The organism is Leptolyngbya sp. PL-A3 (assembly GCF_039962325.1).
In the GTDB taxonomy this organism is placed as follows: Bacteria; Cyanobacteriota; Cyanobacteriia; order Elainellales; family Elainellaceae; genus Vacuolonema.
This window is the reverse complement of sequence record NZ_JAMPLB010000012.1, coordinates 123,237-135,504: the sequence shown is the minus strand read 5'-3', so window position 1 is coordinate 135,504 and position 12,268 is coordinate 123,237. Positions and strand designations below refer to the sequence as shown.

10 protein-coding genes are annotated in these 12,268 nt (G+C 44.0%); 8 read left to right on the top strand and 2 right to left on the bottom strand.

The features are described from left to right. Window positions 1-209: 209 nt before the first annotated feature. The 6 genes from NDI52_RS12015 (at window position 210) to NDI52_RS11990 (ending at window position 5,270) form a co-directional block, all read left to right on the top strand. Window positions 210-806, top strand: coding sequence for a hypothetical protein (locus NDI52_RS12015; RefSeq protein WP_348256414.1), 597 nt, complete (start codon window positions 210-212; stop codon window positions 804-806). Between the two features lie 563 nt (window positions 807-1,369). Further along, window positions 1,370-1,684 (top strand): hypothetical protein, encoded by a 315-nt coding sequence (locus tag NDI52_RS12010; RefSeq protein WP_348256413.1) that lies wholly within the window; start codon window positions 1,370-1,372, stop codon window positions 1,682-1,684. 440 nt (window positions 1,685-2,124) lie between these two features. Beyond that, window positions 2,125-2,472: a hypothetical protein gene (locus NDI52_RS12005; protein WP_348256412.1), complete on the top strand. Its 348-nt coding sequence runs from the start codon at window positions 2,125-2,127 to the stop codon at window positions 2,470-2,472. 111 nt (window positions 2,473-2,583) lie between these two features. Beyond that, window positions 2,584-4,410, top strand: a complete 1,827-nt coding sequence (locus tag NDI52_RS12000) for a DUF262 domain-containing protein (RefSeq protein WP_348256411.1) — start codon at window positions 2,584-2,586, stop codon at window positions 4,408-4,410. Window positions 4,411-4,445: 35 nt separating this feature from the next. Next, complete coding sequence (locus NDI52_RS11995; protein WP_348256410.1) at window positions 4,446-4,868, top strand: hypothetical protein; 423 nt, start codon at window positions 4,446-4,448, stop codon at window positions 4,866-4,868. Window positions 4,869-4,946: 78 nt separating this feature from the next. Then, window positions 4,947-5,270, top strand: a complete 324-nt coding sequence (locus NDI52_RS11990) for a hypothetical protein (RefSeq protein ID WP_348256409.1) — start codon at window positions 4,947-4,949, stop codon at window positions 5,268-5,270. A 43-nt stretch (window positions 5,271-5,313) separates the two neighbouring features. Here the strand turns inward: NDI52_RS11990 and NDI52_RS11985 are convergent, their stop codons facing one another. Beyond that, complete coding sequence (locus tag NDI52_RS11985) at window positions 5,314-7,137, bottom strand: Mu transposase C-terminal domain-containing protein (RefSeq protein ID WP_348256408.1); 1,824 nt, start codon at window positions 7,135-7,137, stop codon at window positions 5,314-5,316. 721 nt (window positions 7,138-7,858) lie between these two features. On the opposite strand from NDI52_RS11985, the gene NDI52_RS11980 reads away from it, so the two are divergent. Next, a complete protein-coding gene (locus NDI52_RS11980) occupies window positions 7,859-8,890 on the top strand; it encodes an ATP-binding protein (RefSeq protein ID WP_348256407.1) in 1,032 nt (343 codons plus the stop codon). A gap of 787 nt (window positions 8,891-9,677) precedes the next feature. Further along, window positions 9,678-11,096 (top strand): caspase family protein, encoded by a 1,419-nt coding sequence (locus NDI52_RS11975; RefSeq protein WP_348256406.1) that lies wholly within the window; start codon window positions 9,678-9,680, stop codon window positions 11,094-11,096. 59 nt (window positions 11,097-11,155) lie between these two features. Here NDI52_RS11975 and NDI52_RS11970 read toward each other — a convergent pair whose 3' ends face one another. After that, window positions 11,156-12,253 carry a hypothetical protein gene (locus NDI52_RS11970; protein WP_348256405.1) on the bottom strand — a complete coding sequence of 366 codons (1,098 nt, stop codon included), beginning with the start codon at window positions 12,251-12,253 and terminating at the stop codon, window positions 11,156-11,158. Window positions 12,254-12,268 lie beyond the last annotated feature (15 nt).

Below are 12,268 nucleotides of genomic sequence, written 5' to 3'. Positions count from 1 at the left end.
CAATTTCGCAACGACTCTTAACGTGATTTAAACAAGGTGACGAATTGATTAAAAACCAGCATTTGAGGCGATTATGCGATTATAAGGACACTTAAAGAGCAGCTGAGTTCTCGAAAATATTAGTGAGAAGTTAGCGATTGTACCTGACTTCACAACCTTTCAACAGTCAGCACGTTGAAAATGGCAGAACAGAATTAGGGGTTGTAGAGATGGAACCACTACCGCAGACCAGCCAACTTCAAGATGAAGCCCTTGTTGCACAACAACAAGAGGAGAAGTTTAGGATTGATGTCTTTTGGCTAGAAGAAATTAATGCACTGTTTGAAGAGTTGTGTTTAGGTCAACAGCGAGCTTCAATTAGCGATCTCTTTCGGCATCTCCGATATAAAGCCTGCCTTTACAACCGTAATGATTATCCCTCCTACAGCACGGTACGCCGAGTTTTTCACTCTATTCAGAGGGAAATTTGCCGGATGTCCAACAACACTCCGCAAACGACCAGCCTCCAAGATGAAGCCCTTGTTGCACAACAACAAGCAGGAAGGTTTAGGATTGATACCTTTTGGCTAGAAGAAATTAATGCACTGTTTGAAGAGTTGTGTTTAGGTCAAGAGCGAGCTTCAATTAGCGATCTCTTTGAGCATCTCAAATATAAAGCCTGCCTTTATAAGCGTAATGATTGTCCCTCCTACAGCACGGTACGCCGAGTTTTTCACTCTATTCGCACAGCATATTTACAGGAAATTGAGTCCAGAAAACTGAGTCCCAAAAACATCAGGTCTCTCCATGGCAGATCTATATCTTGAAGAAAGAAGGGCAGGATCAACTAAAGGAATAGTCGTGGTATCCTACAAATCTATAGTCGGGATTTGCGACCATAGCTCATTTGGGGAGTGGGAAAAGCAATAGACAGGGGTACACAGACGACTCAATATTAGATCGGCGTATTTATTGGGACGGCTTTGGAGCCTTCTGAGTACTGTAAACGGTGGGTTAAAGTGCCCCCCGACGAACGTGGTTATAGGAAAGCGTGTGTCACTGCCCTAGCTGAAGCTACAGGGCTAAGTCCACGCACAATTAATGATTGGGGTGCTACTTTTGAACGACGCCCTGATCATGTTCTTCATGTCCTAAAAATGGCGGACATGCTGAATCGCATTAGGGAAATAGTACTGCCTCCCGAAAATTCTACAGAATAATTTGATCGTATTTTACGACTAAATCTCTTGCCTTTGGAGCTAGCCTTTCCTAATCTGGTAGTTGAGCTGAAAAGCTTTAGGAACAGGCGTGGATCCGCTCTTTGCTGTCGTACAAAACGCCAACTGCCTGAGTTTCTAGACAATACCAGTGCTAGCTTGCAATTCAGGCAATGCAGACCGATGGCTATCTACGTCAGATTGAGCACCGAATCGATGCTCTCCGCAAGCTCCCCCTGGAACCAGGCGAATATTGCCGACGATGGGTTAGCCAGGATGACAGTAGAGGTTATCGCAAATCCTGTATTCATGCGATCGCGACAGCAACGGGCTTAAGTCCAAGCACCGTCAAAGACTGGGGTCCAGACTTTGTTCGTTGTCCTCGCTATGTCCCTTATCTCCTGCGTCAGGCGGACTTACTCAATCAGTTTAAACAACTGGCTCTAAACAAACAAATATCGTTGCCACCTGATTTTCCGCAAGAGTAAGGTGCTATTCGCAACATCTCGACCACTTAGAAAGTAGCTAAGAAAGCTGCGTAATCTCCTGTCTATGTCAAACTCTGACTATTTTTACTCTTCAAGTGGCAGCCGCAATCCAGACTTTGTAGCCTGGCAGAGTAGTAACTTTAAAGACATAAGCTTACCAGCGAGGTTACCGCAGGTGATACCAAATCCTACATATCCATTGGGCAGCCGTTGCCGTTGGATTCCTAATCCAGACACTGATTGGGGCACAATCATTGGACAAATCTACTCTCCGTACCGATTGGATCACTCATCAGAGGTTCAATGGTCTTGGCTCTACTTGCTTTTGCTGGATCCTAATAGCCCTTCGCAGCAATGGCTCGTGGCAGATTGGGTCGAAGAAGAACATCTTGAACTGCTGGCTTCTGCACCTTCTGAAAATTCTGATTTGGAGGGATTTCATGAGCCAGCCCCCTGATCAGCGTGCTTTGACAGATGTGGAGCGATCGCTCTTTCGGCTCTACGTCAATTGCCAACTGGAAGGAGTTCATCCATTCCAGCTTTACCAGGAGTACGACTTCAATTACGAGCAACTCGCCATGATCGCGGGATGTAGCCTCCCTACCCTGACTCGATGGATGAACCATAATCAGGAGCCTCGTTCCCTTAAGGATGTCTATACTCGGCGGTTGGGAGAGTTCTACTTCCTCCTTAAGCACTATGAGCAGATTCCGATGGAGCTATGGGACGTTGTATGCCCACTACCCCCTCGTCTGCGAGCCATTCTTTACCCTTCAAGTGAACCTTAATTCGTTGCTGTGTTTGGTTCTTCCTATCAAATGATAGGTATAAGTAGCAAACTCTTGCTTCCCCAGTACAACCGATCTATCGTTGCCAACATCCGATACACCCATCTCCACATGGCAACGATGAACACACCCATTTCTGCCTTCGATCTGTCCAAGGAAGCCCTACCGGATCTGCTTCTAAAAATTCAGCACGGATTTATTCAACTCCCTGACCTCCAACGGAGCTTTTGTTGGCAGGATGACTTGGTAATTGACTTGCTGGCAAGTGTCAGTCAGGGATGGCCGATCGGCGGCATCTTGTTGCAGGAAGTCAGTCATGGTTCCTGGAAAGTGTGTTCACGATTGGTTGAAGGAGTGCAGTTGGAACAGGTGCCAACGCCAACAGAGTTGATCTTGGACGGTCAACAACGTTGTACTGCTCTTTTCATGTGTTTGTTTTCCAATCGCCCTGTGCGGGTGCAGAGCCGTCGGAATGGCAAGATGAGCGATCGCTGGTATTACATCGCCATCGACAAAGCTCTGGATCCTGAGGTTGAACGAGAACAGTCAATTCTGAGCTTTAATAACCGTCGGATTCGCCCTGGCTTTGCGGGGCATCCCGCTATCAATTGCTCTACTCCAGAGCAGGAATACGAATTGGGATTATTTCCCCTGGCTCGGGTATTCAGCTACGCGGCTTGGCGTCAGGGGTACTCGAAGTACTGGCAGTACAATCCTGAAAAGCTGGAACTACTCGACCGCTTTGAGCGCGAGGTGATTAAACGGTTTGAACACTTTCAGGTGCCGGTCATTCGACTCAAACCCGGATTGCCCAAAACTGCTATATGCAGAGTGTTTGAAAAGGTCAACACCCAGAGTGAACAACTCAATTTCTTCGATCTAGCCACTGCTTGCTTTGCCAGTCAGGATTTCTCACTGCGCGACGATTGGGTGAAGCGGGAGCAACGACTCAAGCAGCAGCGGGTGTTGCAGACTGTCAAAGAAACGGACTATCTTGCTTGTGTGGCGTTGGTAGCGACCTATCACAAACGACAGCAGGCGATCGCAGCAGGCGTGTCCACTCAGAAACTCCCTGCGGTTGCGTGTGGTCGAGCAGAAGTGCTGGATTTGTCGCTAGCGGATTATCAGAAATACGCTGACCAAGTAATTGTTGGGTATGAAGAAGCCGCACGGTTTTTGTATGGGCAAAAAGTGCAGACGGCTGAAGATCTTCCCTATCAGATCCAACTGGTCGCGCTGGCTGCCATCCTATCGGTCGTGGGTTACCCACAGGATCGAGTCCGTGCCAAGTTGGAGCAGTGGTTCTGGTGCGGTTCCTGCGCTGCCCTCTATACATCCTGGCATGAACGTCGGGCATCACAAGACATCGTACAGGTTCCTGCTTGGTTGCATGAGGGGGGCGAGTTGCCGAACACCGTTCAGATGGCACATCTGCAAGTTGAACGCTTGCTGATGGTTAGACGGCGACATGGGGCGGTGTACAAAGCAATCAATGCATTACTGCGAAAACATGGGGCGATCGACTTTGCGGCAGGAGAGGCACTGGCAGAAATTAACCTGTTCAATGATCCGATTGACAGTCATCACATCTTCCCGGTGGCTTATTGCAAGAAACAGGGGATTGACAAAGACCGCTACAACAGCCTCGTCAATTTGACTCCTCTATCTCGGTTGTCTAATCAGAAGATTGGTGGCAAGGCTCCCAGCCAGTATTTACGGGCATTGGAGGCAGAAGGCATTAGTCGGCGGCGCATGGATGAGATTTTGCGATCGCACTTGATTGAAGCTGAAACATTACGAGCAGACGACTTTGATGCCTTCCTCAGTAAGCGTGCTCAAGCCTTGATGGAATTGGTTAATCGGGCGATGGGGAAAACACCTGCCAGTAACTTGCTTGAAATTACCTCCGGCTCTTCCGCCCAACGGGAAAGTGCCTGATGAATGCGATCGGACTCTAAAAGGAGTGTTTTTCCATGTCTCAATCGTTGAACGACTACCGAGTTGCGTTGCTGGAGCGATCGCGAAACATCCGGGATAGCAATCAATCGATGCGGTGGCACTTTTCCCAAACGATGCAGTTAGCGGAAGAGGCGATCCTCTGTTTGTACCTGCTGTTGGTGGAGACAATCGCACAAGATGTGCCATTGACGCTTCCACCAAGCCAAGAAGTAACATCTCCCGCATCAATGGAAGATCTGAGGCGACAGTGCTACGAGTTGGCGGAGCAGTTAAATCGAGCGCATTTGAGCTTAACCCAGCAGATAGAAATAACACTAAAGCTTGTTGGGTGTATTGCTCAGTTAGTTGGTTTGCATACTGAACAAGCCAAACAGATCAACACACTTCGTCGATCAAGTTTATCCAAAACCAGGGTAATGAGTCGTAAACGCGGATAGCCGCCTAAGGATCTTGTATAACTCATGTTTAAGAAGGACTCATTGCGACTCCCATGTAAGCGATATTTCTATATTTCAATGTTTCTAGCTCAACTACTGGGCTGGAATAAATTCCTGCTTTTTCGGCAAATCTTGCCTTATAAATATGCCCTTAAAGTTCAAAGTTGGTTGTTGCAAGTTTGGGCTCTAGAACAGAAACAATTGTGCCGTGTGACTTTTAGGGTTTTAGAGCGATCGTTTGCAGAAGGAGAAATTCCTTTAGACGAAGACACCTTACAATATTTCAAAGATTTAAAGTCCTTAGAAGCAGAGGGGCGCTACAACATAGTTTTACATCTTCTGTACATACCACGAAATAAATCTCTGGAAGACGATGACAAATGTACAATGGATTCTAATTAAACTTGTAAGGGTGTTCAGATTTTTGTGTATCCTGAATTGCAGCTTATTCAACCTCGCTTTCTGCTGGTTCTGGAGCCTTTGAGGCTTTGAGGGTTTGTTCCTTGGCTTCAGAAATCACTTGCTGGATTTGGGTATTCACAATCTCCCGAAAGACTTGTGCTCGTTCTGTAGGTATTTCCACTATTTGTTCCTGTGATTTGAAGAAATCATCAACTTCATGCAAATCACATCCTTGAAAGGCTTTATCTACATCTATTAAATGACAAGAGTCAATTAGGGTGTAATAGTTAGCTCCTTCTCCACCTTTGATACCGTACAAGTAAATAACATCAACATTTCGAGGATCATGAATTATTGGAAGTTCTATGTATCCTTGAGCTTTTATTTGCTCAATATGGGGAGAGGAGTAAGACAAGCCCTCAAAACGTATTTCATTGGAATGGACAGATGCAATACCTCGAGGTAAAAAATTTGTCTTTAATATTTCAGCTGACAGTTCCCTAAGATGACCGTTACGATTACAGACACCCCAATTCCACAAATCAATCGGATACAGATTGACTGAGTCAGAAACTATAAATTCATTAAGCTTATACCAATCCATTTGCCAAGCCTGATTGTGCTCTAGAGCTAAGAGAACTACAAGCCTGCGAAATTGATGTATATCTAAAACAGCATTAAGGTCCTGATTAGAATCGGTTTGTTTAGCAGGATGATAATTAGTCTCAGATGAAGCTTGTAAAAACTCATCTTCACTAACTTTGAAGTGCTGCTTAATCACAGATTTCCAATTAGTTCTATATGCTGAAGATTCTAAAACACTGATGTTTAAGCTATTAAGAGAGTGTTTAAGTTCATCACAAAGTTCTGCCTGCTCTATTAAAACTGCCTCTGGTACATAGCAGCTAGGCCAATCATCCGCTTGAATTTCAACTTCGTTTTCTTTACAAAAAGCAACCTTATCACTGGCTGCGTTTTCCAAAAGACGCATTACACCCGAAGAGGTAGGACTTGCAAATTCAACACTAACTCCTACAATCAATCTGCTGAAAACGTCAATGGCTGCGTAAACTGTTGGGCATCCAATAACTCGTTTCCGATCTAAGGAATTCACCAGCAAAACATCGCAAACCGTGATCTCTATTTGATATTGAGAACCAGGACCAAACAATGGCTGGACTAAATGCCCTTGAATATAGTTCTGTCGTCTACGCTTAGTGTTTGTTTGGTTGATTCCTCGTTCTTTTTTATACCAATAACAAAATTGTTCATACGTTGGTAGCTCAATATACCCCTCATGAAAGTACTCCTCAAGGATTCTCCTATAGAGATCACGCATTCCTATACCTAGAGTCTCTGAATATATTTGGTCTATCCCCTTCCTAAATTTTTCTTTAATCGATGCATCAACATTAACTCCTGTCGGAGTCTTAGTGTCCTTTGCGAGCTTGCTAGGGCGACCTCGCTTACTACTACTACTGTTGCGTTCTTTTCCCCTCGCACCACACTTGTCGAACGACGGGAGAAGCGCATTTTTCATTTGCCCTCCTTGCCAGTAGCGACGTAGATACTTATACAGGGACATTTTTGTTCGCCCTGTCCGCTCCACTGCACTATTAATAAGAGTGCCTCGTTCCTTAGCCAGGAAAATCCGTCCACTTGAGTCATCAACCAACGCAGAAATAGCTTCCCATGCCTCATCACGATATTTTCGGTGTTTTTCCGGGATTGTGTGATCGGGCCTAATGAGAGAAGCATAAGGATCTACACTTAGCACCTTAACTTGTTCAGATGCTATCGCTGCTTCAATGGCTTTTCGAGATTGAAAAACTGGCAAAGCATTTGGCTCGAAAACATCAATAGTCACCAGATCAGAGCCGGATGGGCTTAACCAAAGCAACCTTTCAGTACGAGGTTTGCCATCCTTCTCCCCAAGTTGCCATTCAAGAAGCATATTGACGCAAAGTCTCATCCGCAGCACTTAGAGAATCCAGCTTCCAACATCTACCTTCATTTTATTATCGGGCTTTTAGGACAGGCTCTGCGATCGCCCTTGTTCAGGATTTTAGCTATCGCTGCAGTTATTGCAGGATGATGAAGCCGCCTCAAAGCCTAAAGTTTCCCTGATATACAACAGCTTGGTATACTACTTTATTTTTGGTATATAAGTTTATTTTTGTATATAAGATATTAAGAAGGTTTGAGAATGGTGTTATTTCAACCACAGTCCCTCCGTCAATCTATGGAACCAATTATTCTAAAAGCCATCAACAGATGTCTGATGAACGTCCTTAATCGTACTAATCGAATTTGTTCTATCTGCTGGCTTTCCTATAAGAATTAGTGAGGTGGAGAATGACATCTATTGACTTTCATAGTTTGTTGGAACAACTGGATTGGTATTTGAGAACTGAGCAATGCCGCTCCTTAACAGTAGGTTGCTCAGACATTAAACTCTCTGTTCTTTTAGGGAAAGAACTAAGAAAGTATTGTCCGGAAATAATTATTATTGATGCTCCGGATTGGCTTTGATTTCCATAGAAATCTAAAACCTTCAACTTTTCTAAAGCTATTTTTTGAGGTGCAAAATGTTGATTCATGATTCAAGCAAATCTCTTCAGCAGCAGAAATTTGATCAGATCAAAGCTCTAAGTGACTTTGTTCTGCCTCACCCTTTCTATCGGCAGGCTTTTGCAAGTTCTTCAGCTTACTTACAATCCCACACCCCAACTTTAGTAGTTGGTTCAGCAGGTGTCGGCTTAACTACTCTAGCCAAACATCTTGAAATGATGTTTCCCCAATCACTTTTTGTTCAGGCTTCCTTCTCATTACCCCCACAACAAAATTGGCGAAATCTTCATTTGCGCACGCTACAGGCTTTGTATGATCCTGATGAATTTGTACAAGACTTTTCAGATACGCAGCGAGGATGTAGAGTTGCAAACTTAGAAATCGAAGAACCTAAAAAGTGGATCGGCAAACGCTACACACTAATAAAATTAGTAGAGAAACTAATGCGAAATCTTGCGGCTTGCCAGAAGAATTGCATAATTGTAGATAATGCTCAATATTTATTTTCTTCTCGCAATTCCAACAAGTTTTTCGAAGATTTATCTTACTTTAATTCGTTACTCGATTCAAACATTAACTATCTCCTGGTCGGCAATCATGAATTGCTAGATTTATCCTTTTCTCCGATAGAACAACTTTGTCTTCGAGTTAGGCAATTTGATTTTCCTGACTACGACAAGCATGACTATCAAGTATTTCAAGAAATACTTGATGGATTTCAACCCTATCTCGTAATTAATGAGGAGCCGGAAATGCAAGATGTAGAATTTTTCCAGACGTACAGTATTGGTCGTGTTGGAATTCTTAAAGATTGGTTAGTAAGAGCCTTTAGGCTTGCTCTTGAGCATAACGATGCTTTAGTCTCCAAGGCACATTTTGAGAAAACGGCTTTGTCTACAGACAAGATCCAACATTTGTTTGATATCAGGTCAACCAATGAGAGAAAGCTTGAGAGAATTCGGGAAAGAAGCAGAGACTTCATTAGTACACTGACTTCATCTGAGAAGATACCAAATGCCAGAAAAGCAAAGAGGCCTTATATAAGATGACAGCTATACTGGCAAAATACCAGCTACAATCGCTGATGTGAAGGAAACGATCGCAAAGCGCCGACAACAAGCGGCAACACTCAGATCCGTTTAATTTCAAGCTTTCAGCTTCGATCATAACTATCGCGACAAATAAGACAGTAGAAGGCAATTGGGTTTATGGCTGTCATTATCCAAATTCATTCTGTCATTTGATCGATAGGCATTCATGGCTATAGTTGCGATCGAGGGCTTGGTCAATTACTTTGAGTTTTATAATCATCAACGCTTACGTGGCGTTGAATTATCAAGTCCCGGCAGTCGTGCATTTCAGTAAGTTAGGCGGTTGTGATGTATTATCTTAAAGTTTTATAAGAACTGTCTAGACAACGGGGTACACCTTAGCCGAGGAACGGTATGATGTGGTTCTGGATCAACTATACATGCCGCGAAATCAGGTTCATGAGGACGATAGTTACAGATGCATAACTCCTGAATCAGAAGTGAGATCTCCCCTACAACTAGACGAAGCATTACTCCACTTGAACCACTGATTCTAAATAAATTTCAGCTTCATTCGTATTCTGTGTAGGTCAATTCGCCTAATAGGGCCTTTGTAAATTGTGTTTTCAAGATGCATCGGGATTTGGAGGATCAAACCCGAAGAGACTGAAAAATATGTGTAATTGAAGTAGGGCTGGTTGGAGTAGAAAAGCTTCTGCCCCTTTTGTATCGATGGGTTTAACTTCACGGGATTCTCTCAGTTCTAGGAGTAAAATCGGGAAAGCGCTTACCAAGGTTAAACCGAATGGTTTTTAGTAGTGGATATGCTTTAGTCATTGGAGTTGGCTCTTACCAAAATGTACCCAACTTGAATGCACCTCTGACAGCAGAGGATGCCCAGGAGGTGAAAGCTGTATTGTGTGATTCAAGGTACTGTGCCTACCCGGAAGAGCAGGTCAAGCTGCTGCACGATGGCAGTGCTACACGACAAGCTATTCTGTCTGCTCTGGATTCTTTTGCCCAAATTCAGGAAGGTGACACCTTCTTGTTGTTTTACAGTGGACATGGTGAGTATGGGGAAGATAAGCACTACTATCTAACCACTCATGAAACTGAATTAGTTAACGGCAAAGTTAAAGAAGGGAGTGGGATTCGGGAAAAGGAGCTATTAGAGAAGCTTCAAGCTATTAAGGCTAAACGCACACTCTTGATATTTAATGCCTGTTATTCGGGTGAAATCTCACCCGAGTCTTTGAGTGCAGCCGAAGAAGTATCTGGTCAGAGGAGTTTACCGGAGCAGGCTATAGCTGCATTGCTTGGAACTGGCCAAGGACGAGTAGTGATCACGGCGTGTCGAGAAACGCAAAAATCATATTTCCTTAAAAATGCGTCTATGACGTTTTTTGGTAAAGCATTAAGCGAGGGTTTGCGAGGTGAAGGTATTGAGAATCGACGAGGATATGTAAGTGTATTTGATTTATACCAAGCCGTCTTCGAGACTGTTAGTGGTGAGGTTCAACGACGGTTTGGAGAATACGGTCTTGCTCAAGAACCTGAGTTGACTGTCCAGAAAGGAATTGGAGCAATGGCTGTAGCGTTGCATCGTGGGAAGTCTCCCGGGGGCGAACTGACTGATCAAGAAGGGTTGGGAACTCTCAGTGGCGAAGCACGAAAAGCGGCAAAAGAGATTGAACCTGCTCAAAGCCAAAAAGCACTACAACAAATTCTGAGTGGTGAATTTAATTTCGCAGTTGGTGGTGATATTCAAAATGTAGAAATCGTTAAAGGCAACAAGCACGAAGGCGATATTATTAACGCTGAAGGGGCAAAAGGAATTGTTAATCGCCCTTCAGGTCCGGTCAATATGGATTTTGGTAATAAAACTACAGTTCATGGAGATTATGCTGGTCGTGATATAAACAAAAACGTATACACGAATGCATTTTCATCCTCTAATGCATCTACTCCAACTATTTCATTAGAGGAAGTAGATGCACAACTTAAGCAAAAAATAGAACTGGCAAGGCAAAAAGGACAGGATGACTTGGTTGAAGATTTAGCCCCCCTCGATGCGGCATTACAGTCTGCATTAAATGCTGAATCTTCAGGTCGTTTGGATAGGAAGCAAGCGAAGCTAGGCGAGGCAAAACGAATTCTTCAGAGTCTCATCAGAACCTATCCAGACCTACAAGGTATAGCAACTTTATTTCAGCAATTGAGATAGGCTGCTGCCAAATGACTGAGACGCATTCAACTTTACTGTCAGTTCTCCGGGAAATTCGACTATAGCTTAAGGTCAAGGATCTCAGTTGCTTTGCTTAGGCTAGACTCAATATTGGTATCACCTTCAATAGCGCCGATATCAAAGCCATCATCTCCACTGAGAGAACCTAAACCAACAGCAGTGGCATGTAGATAGCGCATTTCCTGCACGTAATTGTTCACAAGATTCCTCACCTGACCAGGAATTAAATCTGGACTAAGTACTAGATTCTGATAAAGGGTCAGCATATTTGCTTTAGCACGTTTCCAGCTTTCAGGATCGGGTTTCGCGGCAGCTTCCTTAACTTGTTCAAACAGTGGATAGAAAGGTAATGCTGTCTCGTCCTGCCGCTCAGTTGTTTGGACAATGCTATACAAGACGTAATCTGCATCTCTATAAGGTTTGGCAGTTGAGAGGCTAGAGCCATAAACGAGCTGATTGTCTCGAACCCACAGTTGGCTAGTATCAACTTCAGATTCAGGCTTATCGATAAGAACAAAGAAGTTTGGTTTGAATTGATCGCCTGCTGATGGGTCAAATTCTTTGCGTAGACCAACGAGTGTTTGTGTATCTCCTAAACCAAACAAGGATTCAACACCATCCAGTAATACATTGGCAACTTTGACGTACGTGCTGAGAGCAGTCGAGAAATCGAGGGCTGAGGCAGTGCTTTCTACTAATTTGAGAACTTGTTTAGCATAGTTACTTCGTCGAACTCGACCTAAGATGATGGAAAGTGCGAGTTGCCCACCTTTGTAAGGATATAAGCCAGCCACTTTAGTATTGGAAAAAATCATTCCTGCAGGGGCTTGTTGACCATGCTTCTCAAGCAGTGAGGGACCGACAATGAATGGAACAGCCTCAACCTTCTTGTTATAGGTAAACTCAGTAACGACAAAGACTAAAGGGTCATATTGGCTAAACCATTCACGGCTATTTGCGAGAAACATCTCATTGATGCGTACTTGGAAGTAGTGACCATCTCGCTGAAAAGCATCTCCCATCGTGCCGCCGATATCAACTCGATCTCGAGAAATAGAGCTACGCATCGGAGATTGAGTCGGAGTTTGCTGAATACGAGACCAAATGTTTTGAAAATGCTCAACTAGTGAACTCATACTTCTCTCACTTCG

What these genes read in the sequence shown, in the direction of transcription:
- NDI52_RS11995 (WP_348256410.1), top strand. Translation starts at nt 4,446, where the DNA reads ATGTCTCAATCGTTGAACGACTACCGAGTTGCGTTGCTGGAGCGATCG.
- NDI52_RS11975 (WP_348256406.1), top strand. Translation starts at nt 9,678, where the DNA reads ATGGTTTTTAGTAGTGGATATGCTTTAGTCATTGGAGTTGGCTCTTAC.
- NDI52_RS12015 (WP_348256414.1), top strand. Translation starts at nt 210, where the DNA reads ATGGAACCACTACCGCAGACCAGCCAACTTCAAGATGAAGCCCTTGTT.
- NDI52_RS12010 (WP_348256413.1), top strand. Translation starts at nt 1,370, where the DNA reads ATGCAGACCGATGGCTATCTACGTCAGATTGAGCACCGAATCGATGCT.
- NDI52_RS11990 (WP_348256409.1), top strand. Translation starts at nt 4,947, where the DNA reads ATGTTTCTAGCTCAACTACTGGGCTGGAATAAATTCCTGCTTTTTCGG.
- NDI52_RS11970 (WP_348256405.1), bottom strand. Translation starts at nt 12,253, where the DNA reads ATGAGTTCACTAGTTGAGCATTTTCAAAACATTTGGTCTCGTATTCAG.
- NDI52_RS12000 (WP_348256411.1), top strand. Translation starts at nt 2,584, where the DNA reads ATGGCAACGATGAACACACCCATTTCTGCCTTCGATCTGTCCAAGGAA.
- NDI52_RS12005 (WP_348256412.1), top strand. Translation starts at nt 2,125, where the DNA reads ATGAGCCAGCCCCCTGATCAGCGTGCTTTGACAGATGTGGAGCGATCG.
- NDI52_RS11980 (WP_348256407.1), top strand. Translation starts at nt 7,859, where the DNA reads ATGTTGATTCATGATTCAAGCAAATCTCTTCAGCAGCAGAAATTTGAT.